The sequence below is a fragment of the Phocaeicola sp. RTP21359st1_B8_RTP21360_211022 genome (assembly GCF_040911965.1).
In the GTDB taxonomy this organism is placed as follows: Bacteria; Bacteroidota; Bacteroidia; order Bacteroidales; family Bacteroidaceae; genus Phocaeicola; species Phocaeicola vulgatus.
This window is the reverse complement of sequence record NZ_JBDFXP010000050.1, coordinates 1-18619: the sequence shown is the minus strand read 5'-3', so window position 1 is coordinate 18619 and position 18619 is coordinate 1. Positions and strand designations below refer to the sequence as shown.

Genomic DNA, 18619 nt, shown 5'->3' with positions numbered 1-18619 from the left:
TAACAAGTAATCATATTATGGAAAATACCACTCCTAAATTAGGCATAATAGAAAGTGATCCTTGGCTGGAACCGTATTCGGCAGCGATTGAAGGACGCCATCAGCATGCACTAGACAAAGAATTGGAACTGACCGGAGGCAAAGGAACTTTATCGGACTTTGCCACCGGATATTTATATTTCGGCTTGCATCGTACCAGAAGAGGGTGGGTGTTCCGTGAATGGGCTCCGAATGCGAAGGAAATTTATCTTATCGGAGATTTCAACGACTGGAAAGAACATGGCGATTATAGGATGTACCATGTAAAGAACTCTCCTGGTGTATGGGAGGTGGAATTACAAAGCGGTGCTATAAAGCATGGTGATTTGTATAAACTGAAAGTCCGTTGGAATGGCGGTGAAGGAGAACGCATACCGGCATGGGCCAACCGTGTGGTACAGGATGAGCAGACAAAGATATTCAGTGCACAGGTCTGGGAACCGGAGAATCCTTACCGGTTCAGAAAGAAGGTGTTCCGTGCAAAGACTGATCCTTTGATGATTTATGAATGTCATATCGGTATGGCTCAGGAAGAAGAAAGGGTAGGGACTTATAATGAGTTCCGTGAGAAAATATTGCCGCGTATAGCGGAAGCCGGATATAACTGTATTCAGATTATGGCTATTCAGGAGCATCCTTATTATGGGAGTTTCGGGTATCATGTTTCCAGTTTCTTTGCTCCGTCATCCCGCTTCGGTACACCGGATGAATTGAAGGAATTGATTGATACGGCACATAGAATGGGAATTGCCGTCATTATGGATATTGTTCACTCTCATGCCGTGAAGAATGAAGTGGAGGGACTTGGCAATTTTGCCGGTGATCCTAATCAATACTTCTATCCGGGCGGGCGGCGTGAACATCCGGCATGGGATTCCTTATGCTTTGATTATGGTAAGAATGAGGTGATTCATTTCTTGCTGTCCAATTGTAAGTATTGGATGGATGAGTTCCGTTTTGACGGTTTTCGTTTTGACGGTGTGACATCGATGTTGTATTATAGCCACGGCTTGGGAGAGGCGTTCTGTAATTATGGGGATTACTTTAACGGGAATCAGGATGATAATGCGATTTGTTATTTGACATTGGCCAACAAGTTGATTCATCAGGTAAATTCCAAAGCGATTACCATTGCGGAAGAAGTTTCGGGTATGCCCGGGTTGGCAGCACCGATTCAAGATGGTGGATATGGGTTTGATTACCGTATGGCCATGAATATTCCGGATTATTGGATTAAAACAATCAAGGAGAAGATTGATGAAGACTGGAAACCGAGCAGCATGTTCTGGGAAGTGACCAACAGACGCAAGGACGAGAAGACTATTTCGTATGCCGAAAGCCATGACCAGGCATTGGTGGGCGATAAGACTATAATTTTCCGTCTGATAGATGCTGACATGTATTGGCATTTCCAGAAAGGGGATGAAAATTATACAGTGCATCGCGGCATCGCATTGCATAAGATGATTCGTTTGCTTACTGCCTCTACCATCAATGGAGGATATTTGAACTTTATGGGTAATGAATTCGGGCATCCCGAATGGATTGATTTCCCGCGTGAAGGTAACGGATGGTCGCATAAATATGCCCGTCGTCAGTGGGGGCTTTTTGATAATAAGAACCTGTGTTACCATTACTTGGGCGATTTTGATTCAGCTATGGTCCACCTCATTGAGAGTGTGAAAAATATTCAGGAAACTCCAGTGATTGAAGTATGGCATAACGACGGTGACCAAGTGTTGGCTTACCGGCGTAAGAATTTGATTTTTGTATTTAATTTCAATCCTACCAAGTCATTTACAGACTATGGTTTCCTAGTGCCTGTCGGGGCGTATGATGTGGTACTGAATACGGATGCGACAGCTTTCGGAGGCAATGGTCTGGCTGATGACAGTATACGTCATTTCACTAATTTCGACCCTCTTTATAAAAAGGATAAAAAGGAATGGCTGAAACTGTATCTGCCTGCCCGTTCGGCTGTGGTATTGAAAAAAGTGAAAGAGTAATTTATGAGCAGCAACAACAGCTTATCCTATAAAAGAGCCGCCCGCATCCTCACGGTTGCGTGCGGTCTTCTTTTCTCTATTTTTAGTATTGTCTATCTTTTTGTGCTTCAGAAAGATGTAGTAGGTGCATTGCATTATTCATTGTCACAAGGAAAGACACATTATTCTCCGTTGGTGGGAGCTATTATCATTACAGTGGTTTTATTGGTATTCCGTTGGGGAATCAATGGATTGATGGGATTAAAGGGGCCTGTACGGACACTTTCTTATTTCCCGTCTTGTCTGTTGCTGGGAGTGCTGACGGATGTGGACCGGACTATTTTCCACGGAGGAAACATAGGAGATAAATGGTTTTGGCTGCTGCCGTTGCTTTTGCTTATATATATAGGTGTGGTCTATACTTTACGGCGTGTGTTTCGTTCCTGGCTGAATCAAGAGGGGTCCATATTGGGCTTAATAAACTCTAACTTAGCTATTTTGACACTTTTATGCCTGATGACGGTAGGTATAGGAAATACGAATGTGAATTTTCATCATGAACTGGCTGTGGAGCAGGCTATCCGTAATCATCATTATGAAGCTGCACGGATGGTAGGAGCAAAGTCTTTGGAAACAACCCGTACATTGGCAGTGCTTAGAGCCTATGCTATGTCTTTGGAAGGTACCATGGGGGAGCATTTGTTTGAATATCCTCAATATTATGGTGCGGAAGGGCTTTTGTTTGCGCCTCATTCTCAGGAAACTTTGCGCTTGAATGCCGATAGCTTGTATGCTTATCTTGGTGCAAGACCACATGTTGCAGAAAAGACAGTAGACTTTTTGGCTCGTATCTGTCGTGATGAAATAGGTAGACATACCGCTTTGAATTATTATATGAGTGCATTGCTGCTGGATAAGAAATTGGACAAATTTGTATCGGCGGTTGATATGTATTGTTTCGAGCAAGATACATTGCCGCGTTATTATCGTGAGGCATTGGTGCTTTACAAACGGACTCATCCTGGATATGGAAGAGAAGTCAAAGACACGCTGATGGTGCGGCGTTTGGATGAGTTTCTTAACCGTCAGAAGGAATTTTCATCACCGGTGGAAGAGAAAAACCATATGCGGCGGGAATATGGTGATACCTATTGGTGGTATTATCGTTATCAATAAGTTATTTTTATACTTTTTGATCCTATATTTTTGCTAAATCATTGGTACTTTCCCATGCTTTTTTACTAATTTTGCAAACTCTTAAAAAGGAAAAACAAAAATAACGATATAGCAATGGCAGTAGAATTGAAAGAACTTACCAAAAGAAGCGAGAATTATTCTCAGTGGTATAATGATTTGGTGGTGAAGGCCGATTTGGCTGAACAATCACCTGTGCGTGGATGTATGGTTATCAAGCCTTACGGATACGCCATTTGGGAGAAAATGCAGCGTCAGTTGGACGATATGTTTAAGGAAACCGGCCACGTGAACGCTTATTTCCCGTTGCTTATCCCGAAATCTTACCTTAGCCGTGAAGCTGAGCACGTAGAAGGATTTGCCAAAGAGTGTGCTGTAGTTACTCACTACCGTCTGAAGAATGCAGAGGACGGTTCGGGTGTTATCGTAGATCCGGCTGCCAAACTGGAAGAAGAATTGATTATCCGCCCTACATCTGAGACAATCATTTGGAGTACATATAAGAACTGGATTAATTCCTATCGTGACTTGCCTATCTTGTGTAACCAATGGGCAAATGTTATGCGGTGGGAGATGCGTACCCGTTTGTTCCTGCGTACTGCGGAGTTCTTGTGGCAGGAAGGACATACGGCTCATGCGACCCGCGAGGAAGCAGAAGCGGAAGCACAGAAAATGTTGCATGTGTATGGTGACTTCGCTGAGAAGTATATGGCTGTTCCGGTAATCAAAGGGGTAAAATCGGCTAATGAACGTTTCGCCGGTGCATTGGATACTTACACCATCGAAGGCTTGATGCAGGATGGAAAGGCATTGCAATGTGGTACTTCTCACTTCTTGGGACAGAATTTCGCAAAAGCGTTCAATGTACAGTTTGTTGACAAAAACAATAAACTGGATTATGTTTGGGCTACTTCCTGGGGAGTATCTACCCGCCTGATGGGTGCTTTGATAATGACTCACTCTGATGATAACGGATTGGTGTTGCCACCGCATTTGGCTCCTATTCAGGTAGTTATCGTTCCTATTTATAAGAATGATGAAATGCTGAAGAAGATTGATGCAAAAGTAGAAGGCATTGTCAATAAGTTGAAAGCAATGGGTATCTCTGTGAAATATGATAATGCAGACAATAAGCGTCCGGGATTCAAGTTTGCAGATTACGAACTGAAAGGTGTGCCTGTTCGCTTGGTAATGGGTGGCCGTGATCTTGAAAACAATACAATGGAAGTGATGCGTCGTGATACATTGGAGAAAGAAACTCGTTCTTGCGACGGAATCGAAGAATATGTACAACAATTGTTGGAGGATATCCAGAACAATATTTATCAGAAGGCATTGAACTATCGTAACGAACATATCGTGAAAGTGGATTCATACGATGATTTCAAGGAACAAATAGAGAAAGGCGGCTTTATTCTGGCTCATTGGGATGGAACCCCGGAAACGGAAGACCGGATTAAAGAGGAAACCAAGGCAACAATTCGTTGTCTTCCTTTTGATGCTGATGAAGAGAGCCTGACTCCGGGCAAGTGTATGGTAACCGGAAAACCATCTGCTCGCCGTGTTCTCTTTGCGAGAGCATATTAAACTTCGACACATTTATTTTATTTTAATACATTATGTGGAGTCGGCAGCAGTGAATGCTCCCGACTCTTTTTGTTTTTATGTGATGATTAATATAGAAAATATATCTATCAGTTTTGGCAACCTGACTCTTTTCAGAGGACTCGACCTGCAAGTTCATTACGGAGAAAGCGTATGTATTTGTGGTGGTTCCGGCAGTGGAAAATCTTCATTGCTGAAAGCTGTTTTGGGCTTTGTACCTTTAAGTGAAGGGACAATAAAGGTGGACGGCACACTGCTGGCACCTAGAACGGCGGATCATATCCGAAAGAAAATAGCATGGATTCCCCAGGAGTTGGCTCTTCCTTCGGAATGGGTCAGTGAAATGGTGCGGATGCCTTTTGAACTGAAGGCAAACCGTGAGGCGGGATTCAACAAAGAGCGGCTGATGGATTATTTCGTATCATTAGGATTGGAAGAGAAACTTTATGATAAACGGGTAAATGAAGTGTCGGGTGGTCAGCGTCAGCGTATCATGTTGGCAGTGACAGCCTTGCTTGACAAACCTTTACTGGTAGTGGACGAACCGACTTCGGCACTTGATCCGGAATCGTGCTTACGGGTGATTAACTTCTTTAAATCCTTGTGCAGTAAAGGAATGACTATCTTGTCTGTTTCGCATGACAAACAGTTTGCCGCCGGATGCGACAAGGTATTTACTTTATAATCTGACTGATGGGAACAATTGATATAGACTATGGCAGTTTGGGAATAGGATTGCTGCTGATGCTTATTCCGGTTTATTTTTTATGGCATTTCAAGACGGGCTTGCTTAAACCGGTTCTGATAGGCACGGTACGTATGATTATACAGTTGTTTTTGATTGGGGCTTATCTTCGTTTTCTGTTTGAATGGAACAATCCGTTTATCAATTTTCTATGGGTGATCATCATGGTTGGGGTGGCTGCTGAAACGGCTTTGACGCGTACGCGGTTAAAACGTGGAATTTTGATGATTCCAATCTCTATCGCTTTTTTTGTAACAGTGGTGCTCGTCGGACTTTATTTTCTTGGTTTTGTATTAAAGTTGGATAACATCTTCAGTGCCCAGTATTTTATTCCGGTTTTTGGTATAATCATGGGGAATATGTTGGGAGTGAATGTGATAGGATTAAATACTTACTATGCCGGATTGCGTAGGGAACAGCAACTTTATTATTTTCTGTTGGGGAATGGCGCTACCCGTAATGAGGCGATAGCTCCATTTGTGCGTCAGGCTCTTATTAAAGCGTTCAGCCCGGGCATTGCCAATATGGCAGTAACAGGGCTTGTTGCATTGCCGGGAACTATGATTGGGCAGATATTGGGAGGAAGTTCGCCACATGTGGCTATCAAATATCAGATTATGATTGTAGTTATCACTGTGGTGGCATCCATGCTTTCACTAATGATGACCATTTTTCTGGCCTCACGGAAATCATTCGACAGTTATGGCCGGTTGTTACGGGTTCATAAGGATACCAAACGGAAGTAGGGGCCTTATTCTTGCTTTGTATACATTTTATATATTTCTTTCAATAAAATAGAAAAACATGAATGAGCAAATTTGGAAATATATAGCAGAATTATCAACTCCCGGTTTCTTTGTCACTGCGGATATAATGTATGAAGGAGAGGAATTTCCCGTAGATATTAAAGCATTTATCATTGATAAACTAGCTCTGATAGAAACAGGAATATCAGCCCGCAAATTTACGTTTCATTCGGGCGGATGGCGTATTCATCTTACTTTTTTCCCGACAGACCGTGTTGTTGACGAGCGTTATGCTTTGAAAAATAAAATGATAAAGTGGGGAAAGTATAAAAAATAGCTTGGTTGCTTTTTAAATTCAAATGGATTGATTATCTTTGCAATCAAATTTTCGCGAACGAATGAAAATTAAGGAAATAGTAAGTGCCCTTGAAAGGTTCGCGCCTCTGCCTTTGCAAGACGGATTTGATAATGCCGGATTGCAAGTTGGACTGACAGAAGCGGAAGCAACAGGGGCTTTGTTGTGTCTGGACGTTACTGAAGCTGTTGTGGATGAAGCTGTCATGTTGGGATACAACCTGATTATATCGCATCATCCACTTATATTTAAAGGTTATAAATCTATTATTGGTCGGGATTACATTGAACGGTGTGTGTTGAAAGCCATTAAAAATGATATTGTCATTTATTCGGCACATACCAATCTGGATAATGCTCCCGGAGGTGTCAATTATAAAATAGCTGAAAAGATAGGCCTCAAGAATGTACGCATATTAGACCCGAAAGAAGAATATTTATTGAAGTTTGTAACTTTTGTGCCGGATGCACAGGCTGACAGAGTAAGAAAAGCTTTATTTGAAGCCGGTTGTGGTTGCATAGGTAATTATGATTCATGCAGCTATAATTTGGAAGGTGAGGGGACTTTCCGTGCGCAGAGAGGAACCAGTCCGTTCTGTGGAGAAATAGGCGAATTGCATAAGGAATCCGAGGTGCGTATAGAAACGATTCTTCCGGCTTTTAAAAAGGCTGCGGTGATAAAAGCATTATTGGCAACACATCCTTATGAAGAACCGGCTTTTGATTTTTATCCGTTGAAAAATACCTGGACACAAGTAGGTTCGGGAGTGGTCGGAGAATTGGAAGAGCCTGAAGCCGAACTGGATTTCTTGAAACGCATCAAGAAAACGTTCGAAGTGGGCTGTCTGCGACATACTCGTTTATCCGGTCGTCTGATACAGAAAGTAGCGTTGTGTGGCGGAGCTGGAGCATTTTTATTGCCTAAAGCGGTAAGTGCCGATGCTGATGTATTTATCACAGGTGAAGTGAAATATCATGATTATTTCAATTATGAGAATGATATCCTGGTAGCTGAAATGGGGCATTATGAGAGTGAACAGTATACAAAAGAAATATTTTATTCAATCATACAGGAGATGTTTCCGGAGCTGGAAGTCCAGATAACCCGGGTAAATACAAATCCTATTAAATATTTGTAAGAAAAACTATGGCTAGAGAAGCAAAGAAAGACCCGAGCGAATTAACAGTGGAAGAAAAGCTGAAGGCTTTGTACCAGTTGCAAACCATGTTGTCTGAAATCGATAAAATTAAGACTCTGAGAGGGGAACTTCCTCTTGAAGTTCAAGACCTTGAAGATGAGGTTGCCGGTTTGAGCACTCGTATCGAGAAAATTAAAGCTGATATCGAGGAATTGAAATCAAACATTGCAACTAAGAAAATTGAAATCGAGACAGCTAAGACTTCTGTTGAAAAATATAAAGCTCAGCAGGATAATGTGCGTAATAATCGTGAATATGATGTGTTGACAAAGGAGATTGAATTCCAGTCATTGGAAATCGAACTTTGCGAGAAACGCATAAAGGAATATATTGCAGCAGAAAAAGCAAAGAGCGAGGAGATAGAGCACAGTAATCAAGACTTGGATGAAAGAAAGAAGGACTTGGAAGCGAAGAAATCCGAATTGGAAGAAATTGTTTCTGAAACCAAGCAGGAAGAAGAAAAGCTGAGAGAGAAAGCAAAAGTATTGGAGACAACAATCGAACCGCGTCTGTTGCAGGCATTTAAACGTATCCGTAAGAATTCTCGAAATGGATTGGGAATTGTATATGTTCAGCGTGATGCATGTGGTGGTTGTTTTAACAAGATTCCGCCCCAGAAACAGCTTGATATCCGTATGCGTAAGAAAATTATCGTATGTGAATATTGTGGTCGCATCATGATTGACCCTGAATTGGCGGGTGTGATTGCTGAACAGCATTTGGAAACTGTCAAGAGATAATATATCTCCTGAAGCAGTATCTTTTTCTTTGTGGAAAAAGAATTTTATCACATTCTAAGCAAGATCTTGTAAGAAGATGTTGCTTAGAATGTTTTTATATCTACAGTTCTGAATAATGGGGAATCTCCGGTAGAAAAAGGTATGTTTTTGTATTGTAATCAATATGGCAGCAGTAATGGTTCAATCCGTTGCTGACAATCAGATAATCAACTTTCAGGACCATGTTATACCTGGTTATCTGATCAAATACTGTTTGCGTGATTTCTATATGTGGAGCTTTGTATTCCACAATCAGTTTGGCACTTAGATCTTTGTTGTAGAGCACAGTATCACAACGTTTTTTTGTTCCGTTTAAGTCCAGTTGTATTTCGTTGGCCAGTAATCCCTTCGGATATCCTTTATAATCCGTCAGATAATGAACAAAATGTTGTCTTACCCATTCTTCCGGAGTAAGGGCGACATATCTCTTGCGAAGCATATCGAAAATAACATTTTTTCCATTTCGCTCCGCGATTTTAATTTCGTAGGATGGTAAGTTTAATGATAACATTTAGTAAATTTGCATAAGTGTAACTCGGTAATAACCGATACAAAAATACAAAAGATTATGAAAACAAAAGAGGAAATTGTAGCAAACTGGCTTCCCCGCTACACAAAAAGAAGCTTGAATGATTTCGGAGAATACATCCTTCTGACCAATTTCAATAAATATGTGGAACTTTTTGCCGACAAATTCAATGTGCCGGTATTAGGACGTGATGCCAATATGACTTCGGCACATGCGGAAGGAATCACTATTATTAATTTTGGCATGGGAAGTCCTAATGCTGCCATCATTATGGATTTGCTAGGGGCCATCCAGCCTAAAGCATGTTTGTTTTTAGGCAAATGTGGGGGCATAGATAGGAAAAATAAGTTGGGAGATCTGATTCTACCCATTGCAGCCATTCGTGGAGAAGGAACATCCAATGATTATTATCCGCCTGAGGTACCTGCGTTACCTGCATTTATGTTGCAGCGTGCCGTTTCGTCGGCTATTCGCGACCATGCCCGCGATTATTGGACTGGAACGGTATATACTACCAACCGCCGTATATGGGAGCATGATGAAGAGTTTAAAAAGTATCTCCTTAAAACGCGTGCCATGTGTGTGGATATGGAAACGGCTACGCTGTTTACTACTGGTTTTTACAATCATATTCCTACTGGAGCATTACTTTTGGTATCCGACCAGCCGATGATTCCTGAAGGGGTGAAGACGGAGAAAAGCGACAGTATTGTAACGCAGCAATATGTAGAGGAACATGTGGAGATTGGTATTGCTTCATTACAGATGATTATTGAGGAAAAGAAAACGGTCAAGCACTTAAAATTTGACTGGTAATTTTACTGTGTATGGCAAAAGAAACAACATACGAAGAGATAGCCCGTGAGCTGAAAAACCGTATCTATAAGCCTGTTTATTATCTAATGGGTGAAGAGTCTTATTATATAGACCGGATATCTGAGTATATAGCACAAACGGTGTTAAATGAAAATGAAAAAGAATTCAATCAGACTATTGTTTATGGGGCTGATACAGATATCGCGACTGTTATCAATGCAGCCAAGCGTTATCCCATGATGTCCAAATATCAAGTTGTAATAGTAAAAGAGGCTCAAAATATAAAGAATATTGAAGAGCTTGTTTATTATCTCCAAAAACCTTTGGATTCTACAATTCTGGTGTTATGCCATAAACATGGTACATTGGATAGAAGAAAAAAATTGGCAGCTGAAATAGAGAAAGTAGGTGTCCTTTTCGAATCGAAAAAGATTAAGGATGCCCAGCTTCCTGGGTTTATATCTTCTTACTTGAAACGTAGATCAGTAGAAATAGAACCTAAGGCTTCAGAAATGATGGCGGAATTTGTTGGAGCAGATTTAAGCCGTATGGCTGGAGAGTTGGAAAAATTAATTATCACACTTCCAAGAGGACAAAAGCGGATTACTCCAGAACAGATAGAACGTAACATTGGCATAAGCAAGGATTATAATAATTTTGAGCTTAGGAATGCTTTGGTGGCAAAGGATGTTTTCAAGGCTAATCAGATAATAAAATATTTTGAGGAGAATCCCAAAACAAATCCTTTGCAGATGACCTTGTCTGTGTTATTTAATTTCTTCTCTAATTTAATGCTTGCATATTATGCTCCTGATAAGTCAGAGCAGGGTATAGCCAATCAGCTGGGGCTTAAATCATCATGGCAGTCTAAAGACTATATGGTTGCTATGAGGAAATATAGCGGAGTAAAGGTAATGCAAATTATTGGTGAGATTCGTTACTGTGATGCAAAATCAAAAGGAGTGGGTAATCCATCTTTGGGAGATGGAGATTTGCTGCGCGAACTTGTATATAAAATTCTTCATTAATTAACAGGGTCAAGTAAGATTCCGATGTCCCGATGCTTTTATTTTTTAAGTGTCGGGATTCTTTTATCCTTTCTCTCAGCAGAAATTCTGTTGATGGCTCAATTGAGAATAATATTTTACATTCATGCTTCTGTTATTATCTCATTTAATGCTGTAAGTTATGCTTTTGTTCTCTATTTTTCTAGATGATGAGAGATGGATGATGAGAAAAATAGTATTAACTCGCTTATTCCTAGATTGATAGAGCATTTTTCGCCTTCTTAGAATCGTGTATTTTAAAGAGAATGTCCGTTAGTACATGAATATGGTAGTATTTTGCCTTTTCGGAGTAAAATGAATAGAAGAATGGGGATGTGAAAGAATGCAGATGAAGTGAGCAAATAGCTACCATTTATTTTTGTAAGTTCCATACGCTATTTTAAAATTTTGAATCTATACTTTGTTCTCTTATCGTGCCTTCCATGATTCTCACTATCCATGGATTCCATAAAGCGAAGATGGGTTAAAACTTGGATGGGTTTTACCATGAAAAATACATTGACTTGTAAAATAGGAAAACAAAATATTCATAGGATCAAGTTGGATCATAAAACAGATGAAATTTACTGTTGGAAATAATTATAATTTAATTTTGTAACATTACACCTGTAAACCCTCTTAATATAGAAGGTTTTATAAGTTTTACAGATTTAGTAATGTGAATGTTACAAATATAAACAGGATGGTGGTCAAGAGTGAATATTACATATATAAATGTGTATGAATAATTATTTATCCCTTATTTTATTACAATAATATATTATAAACCAAAGTTTTACATCTTATTGATAAAGCTATTGATAACTTGTATGCATTTTATTTGCTTATATAGTCATGTTTGTTTGTAAATATATTGTTTTTTCTGTGAGTATATTATAGATAATCAGTATTTTATATACTTATAGTTAAAGTGGTAATTATGGTGTTTTTAGGAGTGGTTTACGTGTGTAAATCTTAATTTATTTCCAACGATACACCGTCTATTTACTTTTGTAATATATACATTTTTATATTGTAAATTTGCATTTATGAATTATATTAATTACTTTTGTATCTGTAAATTTTGCCTTATACTTTTGTAAATGAAGGAAAGAATCGCTCAAATAATCCAGAAAGAAGATATGACTGCAGCTCAATTTGCAGAGAAGATTGGAATTTCACCTTCCTCTCTTTCCCATATTCTTAGTGGCAGGAACAATCCTAGCCTAGAAGTCGTCATGAAAATACACAAGGCGTGTGACTATATCAGCTTAGACTGGTTACTCTATGGTGAAGGACAAATGGAAACGGATGTTGATTCAGACAATAACATTCATTATACGCCTTCTTTGTTTGACGAGAATTCATTATTTACGCCCGAACGTCCGGCTTCTCCGGAATATCGCAAGGAAAATGAGGTTAAAACACCGCTTTATTCTCCTAAAGAGATTGTGCGTGAGGAAATTAAGTATGTGGAAGTACCTGCCAAAAAAATCACTGAAATAAGAATATTCTTTGATAATGGGACTTATGAAACGTTCAAACCTGAAAATTAGGGTGGGAATCCACTAAAATGCCGGTTGGCAGAATAAGATTTGGGTAAATTCGTGTATCTTTGCATAGAAAACGAATTTACCCAATTTTATTTCATGAAAAAATATATTTTAGACCTTGTGGTTACACAGAACATCAAATTGCATGCCAATTATGTTCTGATAAAATTGACTCATGCCAACCCATTGCCCGAGATGCTGCCGGGCCAGTTTGCTGAGATACGTATAGACGGTTCCAATACTACTTTTCTCCGCCGTCCTATTTCTATTAATTATGTGGATAAAACAACCAATGAAGTTTGGTTCCTGGTGCAATTAGTTGGCGATGGCACTCGCAAACTAGCCACTGTGAAACAAGGAGATATTGTTAATGTGGTGATGCCTCTCGGCAATGGATTTACAATGCCTCGGAACGTGACAAAGGTAAAGCCGTTACTGGTTGGCGGTGGTGTGGGTACCGCCCCGATGTTGATGCTTGGTGCAGAGTTGGTAAAAATGGGATGTACGCCTGCTTTCCTGCTAGGCGCACGTTCATCCAAAGACCTGTTACAGTTGGAAAATTTTGAGAAATTAGGTGAGGTGTATACAACGACTGAAGATGGAAGTATGGGCGAGAAAGGTTATGTGACACAGCATAGCGTCTTGCATACAGACCGGTTTGATATGATATACACCTGTGGTCCAAAACCCATGATGGTTTCGGTAGCTAAATACGCCAAAGCTCATGGAATAGAATGTGAGGTTTCACTGGAAAATAGGATGGCTTGTGGTGTCGGTGCATGCTTATGCTGTGTGGAGAACACGGACGAAGGGCATTTGTGTGTTTGTAAAGAGGGTCCTGTATTTAATATAAAGAAACTATTATGGCAGATTTAAGCGTAAATATCGGCGATTTAAAGCTTTGTAACCCGGTTATGACAGCATCGGGTACCTTTGGATACGGAAAAGAGTTTGAGGATTTTGTAGACCTCGAAAAGATTGGTGGTATCATTGTAAAAGGGACTACCCTTCATCATCGTGAGGGTAATCCTTACCCACGCATGGCAGAAACCCCTATGGGGATGCTTAATGCGGTAGGGTTACAGAATAAAGGGGTGGATTATTTTGTTGAACATATCTATCCGCAGATAAGGGATATTCATACTAATATGATCGTTAATGTATCCGGATCTGCTGTAGAGGATTATGTGAAGACTGCCGAGATCATCAATGATCTGGATCATATTCCCGCTATAGAATTGAATATTTCATGCCCTAATGTAAAGCAGGGTGGTATGGCCTTCGGGGTCTCCGCATGCGGATGTTCCGAGGTTGTAAAAGCTGTACGTAATGTATATAAAAAGACGCTGATCGTAAAATTATCTCCCAATGTGACAGACATCACAGAAATAGCACGTGCGGCCGAGGCTTCCGGTGCGGACAGTGTATCTCTGATCAATACCCTGCTGGGGATGGCTGTCGATGCTGAAAAGCGTAGGCCTGTACTTTCCACTATTACCGGCGGCATGAGTGGTGCAGCGGTAAAACCAATTGCATTGCGTATGGTATGGCAAGTCGCTAAAGCAGTAAATATTCCTGTCATTGGACTAGGGGGTATCATGGGATGGAAGGATGCTGTGGAGTTTATGCTAGCAGGTGCCACCGCAATACAGATAGGTACTGCCAACTTCATAGATCCAGCTATTACTGTCAAAGTTTCAGAAGGAATAAATGACTATTTGGAACGTCATGGATATACATCTGTAAAAGATATAATAGGTGCTTTGGAAGTCTGAAAATTTTATCTTTTAAATTATAGCCCTGCGAGAGTGTAGATGAATAAATTGAAGCATCTCTTGCAGGGCTTTTTTTATAACCTTCTCTAGATGGAATGAGTATGAAAATGGTTGCCGTTGCAACTTGTTATATGGGTATAAAATGATAACTTCAATTATTTTTTTTCGATGAAATGGCTTGTTTTTGAAAAAACGGAGTAGAAAAACACTTGAAAAAGCTTTATTAATATATAAGGGAAAGGAAGATGAACTTAGATTACACTTAAGGAGAGAACATCTTTTCGGATATGATATAAGCAAAAGAAAAGAGGTAAAAGCCCTATGACGAACATGGCTTTTACCTCTTTATTATTTATATATATTTTTTATTTCAACAAATCGGGTCTTAGCCGCTGTGTCCTTTCTAATGACTGCTGAAGTTCCCATTCTTTAATCTTTGCCTCGTGTCCGGATAACAACACATCGGGAACTTGCCATCCTTTGTATTCTGCAGGACGAGTGTATACAGGAGCAGCTAACAGATTGTCTTGAAAAGAATCGGACAATGCCGATTGTTCGTCAGAAATGACCCCGGGAATAATACGAACTACGGCATCGGCAATAACGGCGGCAGCCAACTCTCCACCTGTCAAAACATAATCACCGATACTGATTTCTTTCGTAATGAAATGTTCACGTATTCTATAGTCTATACCCTTAAAATGGCCACATAGAATAATTAAATTCTTTGCGAGTGAAAGTGAGTTGGCCATCGGCTGGTTAAACTGCTCTCCATCTGGAGATGTAAATATTATTTCGTCATACTCGCGTTCTGCTTTCAAAGCTGAGATGCATCGGTCTATCGGTTCAATCTTCATCACCATACCGGCAAATCCACCGAAGGGATAATCGTCTACTTTGCGATAACGGTCGTATGCATAATCACGCAGGTTATGTATATGTATTTCTGCAATTCCTTTTTTCTGCGCACGGCTCATGATAGAGCAGTTAAAGAAGCCTTCCAGCATCTCGGGTAAAACGGTAATGATGTCTATTCTCATATTCGGTTATTTTTTGCAAAAGTAGCAAATTCCTCTTTGTCGGAAGGTGTTTTTCATTCAAAAAATAGCTATTTTTGCGGGAAAACTACCTTTTATATATGACAGAAATAGAAAGAATAGACCAATTGCGCGAGGAGCTTCATCGACATAACTATAATTATTATGTATTGAATGCGCCTGAGATTACAGACCAGGAGTTTGACAAGCTGATGCGTGAACTTCAGGATCTGGAAGAAAAACATCCGGAACATAGAGATGAGAACTCGCCCAGTATGCGTGTGGGAAGTGATATAAACAAAAATTTCACGCAGGTGGTACATAAATATCCTATGCTTTCATTGGCTAACACCTATTCGGAAACGGAAGTAACCGAGTTTTATGACAGGGTAAAGAAGTCTCTGAACGAGGATTTTGAAATTTGTTGTGAAATGAAGTATGATGGAACTTCCATCTCTCTGACTTATGAGAACGGAAAACTGGTGCGCGCCGTGACGCGTGGCGATGGTGTGCAGGGAGATGATGTGACAGGCAATGTAAAGACCATCCGCAGTATCCCTTTGGTGCTGCATGGAAAGGGGTATCCTGAAACATTTGAAATTCGTGGGGAGATTTTGATGCCTTGGGTGGTGTTTGAGGAATTGAACAAAGAACGGGAAGCCCGCGAAGAACCGTTGTTCGCCAATCCCCGCAACGCGGCTTCGGGAACATTGAAGTTGCAGAATTCTGCTATTGTGGCATCTCGCAAGCTGGATGCCTACCTTTATTATTTACTTGGAGATAATTTGCCGTGCGACGGTCATTATGAAAATCTGAAAGAAGCTGAGAAATGGGGATTTAAAATTTCCGATCTCACTCGCAAATGCAAAACATTGCAGGAAGTTTTTGATTTTATCAAATACTGGGATGTGGAGCGTAAGAATCTGCCTGTAGCTACGGATGGAATAGTATTGAAAGTGAATTCTTTGCGACAGCAGCGTAATTTGGGTTTTACGGCAAAATCACCCCGATGGGCCATTGCATACAAGTTTCAAGCCGAACAGGCACTTACCCGCTTGAACAAGGTGACCTATCAAGTGGGGAGAACAGGTGCTGTGACTCCGGTGGCCAATCTGGATCCTATACAGTTGTCCGGAACCGTGGTAAAGCGTGCTTCGCTCCATAATGCCGACATCATAGAAGGGTTGGATTTGCATATTGGTGATATGGTATATGTAGAAAAAGGCGGTGAGATTATTCCAAAGATTGTAGGTGTGGACAAAGACGCCCGTATTATGATAGGTGACAAAGTAAAGTTTATTACTCATTGTCCCGAGTGTGGCAGTAAATTGGTACGCTATGAAGGTGAAGCTGCTTATTATTGTACCAATGATGCCGCTTGCCCCCCACAGATCAAGGGAAAAATAGAACATTTTATCAGCCGTAGAGCTATGAATATTGATGGTCTCGGTCCGGAAACGGTAGATCAGTTTTACCAGGAAGGATTGATACGTGATGTTGCCGATCTGTATACTTTAAAAACATCGGATATCATCAACCTAGAACGTATGGGAGAAAAATCTGCCGAGAATATAATAAAAGGTATAGAGCAGTCCAAAGAAGTGCCGTTCGAAAGGGTACTCTTTGCATTGGGCATCCGTTTTGTGGGTGAAACTGTGGCGAAGAAGGTGGCAAAATCCTTTAAGTCGATGGATGCTTTGGCAGACGCGAGTTTGGATAATTTGATTCATGTCGATGAAATCGGAGAAAAAATAGCGCAGAGTATCTTGTTGTATTTTGCTAATCCGAAGAATCGTGACATTATAGAGCGTCTTCGTGTGGCGGGTGTGAGACTGGAAGCCGATGAGGAGGATACTTCGGAACACACTGACAAACTGGCAGGGAAATCTATCGTGATCAGTGGGGTTTTCGCCCATCATTCGCGTGACGAATATAAGGAGTTAATTGAAAAGCATGGCGGTAAGAATGTGGGAAGTATTTCGTCCAAGACCAGCTTTATTCTGGCAGGTGACAATATGGGGCCCAGTAAACTGGAGAAAGCGCAGAAACTGGGTGTGACCATTGTGAGCGAAGAGGAGTTTCTGCAAATGATAGAGTGACTTTTTAGCGAGTATAAAGTAAAAATAGTGTGATTTTTATCGCTAAAATAGAAAATATTCGTACTTTTGTAGGCTATTAAATAAGAATTTATAATTCATTTATGATACAGACAAGATTAAAAGGCATGGGAGTAGCGTTGATTACTCCTTTCAAGGAAGATGACAGCGTTGATTATGATGCGTTACTTCGTCTGGTTGATTACCAGCTTCAAAATGGAACAGACTTTTTATGCGTGTTGGGAACCACGGCTGAAACCCCGACTTTGACTAAAGAAGAAAAAGACAAGATAAAACGTTTGATAATCGAAAGAGTGAATGGACGTATTCCTATTCTGCTGGGGGTTAGCAGTAACTGTACCCGTGCTGTTGTGGAAACGCTGAAAAATGATGATATGACAGGAGTTGATGCCGTGCTTGTTGCTGTACCTTATTATAACAAACCTTCTCAGGAAGGTATTTACCAACACTATAAAGCGATTGCTGAAGCAACGGATCTTCCTGTGGTTCTTTATAATGTGCCGGGACGTACTGGTGTGAACATGACTGCTGAGACCACCTTGCGTTTGGCACGTGATTTCAAGAATATTATCGCTATCAAGGAGGCATCGGGTAATATTACTCAGATGGATGATATCATCAAGAATAAACCGGCTAATTTTGATGTGATTTCGGGTGATGATGGTATTACATTTCCTTTGATTACTTTGGGTGCTGTAGGGGTTATTTCGGTTATCGGTAATGCATTTCCGCGTGAATTCAGCCGTATGACCCGTTTGGCATTACAGGGTGATTTTGCAAATGCATTGACTATTCATCATAAGTTTACGGAATTATTCAGCCTGTTGTTCGTAGATGGTAACCCTGCTGGGGTGAAGGCTATGTTGAATGTAATGGGGCTGATTGAAAACAAATTGCGTTTGCCGCTTGTACCGACTCGTATCACAACATTTGAAAAGATGCGTGCTATTTTGAATGAATTGAAAATAAAATGCTGATAAAGGAATCTTTTTAATTAGATAAGACTGGTGCTTCTCATATAAAGGCACTATAAAATATTTTGTGTAAATGGAAAATACGGGATTCAAAATCGAGTTCCGTATTTTTTATTTTATACATTT

The 18619-nt window shown here is 40.4% G+C and carries 17 protein-coding genes; 15 read left to right on the top strand and 2 right to left on the bottom strand.

The genetic code is table 11. The annotated features are described in order from the left end of the window. The first annotated feature begins 17 nt into the window (after nucleotides 1–17). The 8 genes from AB5062_RS19300 (at nucleotide 18) to AB5062_RS19265 (ending at nucleotide 8607) form a co-directional block, all read left to right on the top strand. On the top strand, nucleotides 18–2045 hold the full coding sequence (locus AB5062_RS19300; protein ID WP_005852530.1) for an alpha amylase C-terminal domain-containing protein: 2028 nt from the start codon (nucleotides 18–20) through the stop codon (nucleotides 2043–2045). Nucleotides 2046–2048: 3 nt separating this feature from the next. Beyond that, a complete protein-coding gene (locus AB5062_RS19295; RefSeq protein WP_005852528.1) occupies nucleotides 2049–3200 on the top strand; it encodes a DUF6057 family protein in 1152 nt (383 codons plus the stop codon). 114 nt (nucleotides 3201–3314) lie between these two features. After that, entirely contained in the window at nucleotides 3315–4805 is a 1491-nt protein-coding gene (gene proS, locus AB5062_RS19290; RefSeq protein ID WP_005842041.1) for a proline--tRNA ligase, read from the top strand. A gap of 82 nt (nucleotides 4806–4887) precedes the next feature. Then, nucleotides 4888–5508, top strand: coding sequence for an ATP-binding cassette domain-containing protein (locus AB5062_RS19285; RefSeq protein WP_032935060.1), 621 nt, complete (start codon nucleotides 4888–4890; stop codon nucleotides 5506–5508). Nucleotides 5509–5516: 8 nt separating this feature from the next. Beyond that, on the top strand, nucleotides 5517–6314 hold the full coding sequence (locus AB5062_RS19280) for an ABC transporter permease (protein WP_005842037.1): 798 nt from the start codon (nucleotides 5517–5519) through the stop codon (nucleotides 6312–6314). 58 nt (nucleotides 6315–6372) lie between these two features. Then, nucleotides 6373–6651 (top strand): hypothetical protein, encoded by a 279-nt coding sequence (locus AB5062_RS19275; RefSeq protein ID WP_005842035.1) that lies wholly within the window; start codon nucleotides 6373–6375, stop codon nucleotides 6649–6651. A 61-nt stretch (nucleotides 6652–6712) separates the two neighbouring features. After that, complete coding sequence (locus AB5062_RS19270) at nucleotides 6713–7807, top strand: Nif3-like dinuclear metal center hexameric protein (RefSeq protein ID WP_005842033.1); 1095 nt, start codon at nucleotides 6713–6715, stop codon at nucleotides 7805–7807. An 8-nt stretch (nucleotides 7808–7815) separates the two neighbouring features. Then, nucleotides 7816–8607: a zinc ribbon domain-containing protein gene (locus AB5062_RS19265; RefSeq protein WP_005842031.1), complete on the top strand. Its 792-nt coding sequence runs from the start codon at nucleotides 7816–7818 to the stop codon at nucleotides 8605–8607. 100 nt (nucleotides 8608–8707) lie between these two features. Here the strand turns inward: AB5062_RS19265 and AB5062_RS19260 are convergent, their stop codons facing one another. Beyond that, the gene (locus AB5062_RS19260) at nucleotides 8708–9157 is read right to left on the bottom strand and encodes a type I restriction enzyme HsdR N-terminal domain-containing protein (RefSeq protein WP_005842029.1); all 450 of its coding nucleotides are present in this window, start codon (nucleotides 9155–9157) and stop codon (nucleotides 8708–8710) included. A 57-nt stretch (nucleotides 9158–9214) separates the two neighbouring features. On the opposite strand from AB5062_RS19260, the gene AB5062_RS19255 reads away from it, so the two are divergent. The 5 genes from AB5062_RS19255 (at nucleotide 9215) to AB5062_RS19235 (ending at nucleotide 14365) form a co-directional block, all read left to right on the top strand. After that, nucleotides 9215–9991 carry an AMP nucleosidase gene (locus AB5062_RS19255; RefSeq protein WP_005842027.1) on the top strand — a complete coding sequence of 259 codons (777 nt, stop codon included), beginning with the start codon at nucleotides 9215–9217 and terminating at the stop codon, nucleotides 9989–9991. Between the two features lie 11 nt (nucleotides 9992–10002). Further along, nucleotides 10003–11019 (top strand): DNA polymerase III subunit delta, encoded by a 1017-nt coding sequence (gene holA / locus AB5062_RS19250; RefSeq protein WP_005852515.1) that lies wholly within the window; start codon nucleotides 10003–10005, stop codon nucleotides 11017–11019. Nucleotides 11020–12140: 1121 nt separating this feature from the next. After that, entirely contained in the window at nucleotides 12141–12593 is a 453-nt protein-coding gene (locus AB5062_RS19245) for a helix-turn-helix domain-containing protein (protein WP_008781543.1), read from the top strand. 93 nt (nucleotides 12594–12686) lie between these two features. Beyond that, entirely contained in the window at nucleotides 12687–13466 is a 780-nt protein-coding gene (locus AB5062_RS19240; RefSeq protein ID WP_008781542.1) for a dihydroorotate dehydrogenase electron transfer subunit, read from the top strand. Beyond that, nucleotides 13454–14365, top strand: a complete 912-nt coding sequence (locus tag AB5062_RS19235; protein WP_007843008.1) for a dihydroorotate dehydrogenase — start codon at nucleotides 13454–13456, stop codon at nucleotides 14363–14365. Before AB5062_RS19240 ends, AB5062_RS19235 begins: the two co-directional genes overlap by 13 nt. Before the next feature lie 365 nt (nucleotides 14366–14730). Here AB5062_RS19235 and trmD read toward each other — a convergent pair whose 3' ends face one another. Beyond that, a complete protein-coding gene (gene trmD, locus AB5062_RS19230) occupies nucleotides 14731–15405 on the bottom strand; it encodes a tRNA (guanosine(37)-N1)-methyltransferase TrmD (protein ID WP_005852508.1) in 675 nt (224 codons plus the stop codon). 98 nt (nucleotides 15406–15503) lie between these two features. On the opposite strand from trmD, the gene ligA reads away from it, so the two are divergent. Beyond that, entirely contained in the window at nucleotides 15504–17501 is a 1998-nt protein-coding gene (ligA, locus tag AB5062_RS19225) for an NAD-dependent DNA ligase LigA (RefSeq protein WP_005852506.1), read from the top strand. 101 nt (nucleotides 17502–17602) lie between these two features. Next, a complete protein-coding gene (dapA, locus tag AB5062_RS19220) occupies nucleotides 17603–18496 on the top strand; it encodes a 4-hydroxy-tetrahydrodipicolinate synthase (protein ID WP_005842012.1) in 894 nt (297 codons plus the stop codon). Nucleotides 18497–18619 lie beyond the last annotated feature (123 nt).

Coding starts and splice junctions, on each gene's coding strand:
- AB5062_RS19300 (WP_005852530.1), top strand. CDS start 18: ATGGAAAATACCACTCCTAAATTAGGCATAATAGAAAGTGATCCTTGG.
- AB5062_RS19295 (WP_005852528.1), top strand. CDS start 2,049: ATGAGCAGCAACAACAGCTTATCCTATAAAAGAGCCGCCCGCATCCTC.
- proS (WP_005842041.1), top strand. CDS start 3,315: ATGGCAGTAGAATTGAAAGAACTTACCAAAAGAAGCGAGAATTATTCT.
- AB5062_RS19285 (WP_032935060.1), top strand. CDS start 4,888: ATGATTAATATAGAAAATATATCTATCAGTTTTGGCAACCTGACTCTT.
- AB5062_RS19280 (WP_005842037.1), top strand. CDS start 5,517: ATGGGAACAATTGATATAGACTATGGCAGTTTGGGAATAGGATTGCTG.
- AB5062_RS19275 (WP_005842035.1), top strand. CDS start 6,373: ATGAATGAGCAAATTTGGAAATATATAGCAGAATTATCAACTCCCGGT.
- AB5062_RS19270 (WP_005842033.1), top strand. CDS start 6,713: ATGAAAATTAAGGAAATAGTAAGTGCCCTTGAAAGGTTCGCGCCTCTG.
- AB5062_RS19265 (WP_005842031.1), top strand. CDS start 7,816: ATGGCTAGAGAAGCAAAGAAAGACCCGAGCGAATTAACAGTGGAAGAA.
- AB5062_RS19260 (WP_005842029.1), bottom strand. CDS start 9,157: ATGTTATCATTAAACTTACCATCCTACGAAATTAAAATCGCGGAGCGA.
- AB5062_RS19255 (WP_005842027.1), top strand. CDS start 9,215: ATGAAAACAAAAGAGGAAATTGTAGCAAACTGGCTTCCCCGCTACACA.
- holA (WP_005852515.1), top strand. CDS start 10,003: ATGGCAAAAGAAACAACATACGAAGAGATAGCCCGTGAGCTGAAAAAC.
- AB5062_RS19245 (WP_008781543.1), top strand. CDS start 12,141: ATGAAGGAAAGAATCGCTCAAATAATCCAGAAAGAAGATATGACTGCA.
- AB5062_RS19240 (WP_008781542.1), top strand. CDS start 12,687: ATGAAAAAATATATTTTAGACCTTGTGGTTACACAGAACATCAAATTG.
- AB5062_RS19235 (WP_007843008.1), top strand. CDS start 13,454: ATGGCAGATTTAAGCGTAAATATCGGCGATTTAAAGCTTTGTAACCCG.
- trmD (WP_005852508.1), bottom strand. CDS start 15,405: ATGAGAATAGACATCATTACCGTTTTACCCGAGATGCTGGAAGGCTTC.
- ligA (WP_005852506.1), top strand. CDS start 15,504: ATGACAGAAATAGAAAGAATAGACCAATTGCGCGAGGAGCTTCATCGA.
- dapA (WP_005842012.1), top strand. CDS start 17,603: ATGATACAGACAAGATTAAAAGGCATGGGAGTAGCGTTGATTACTCCT.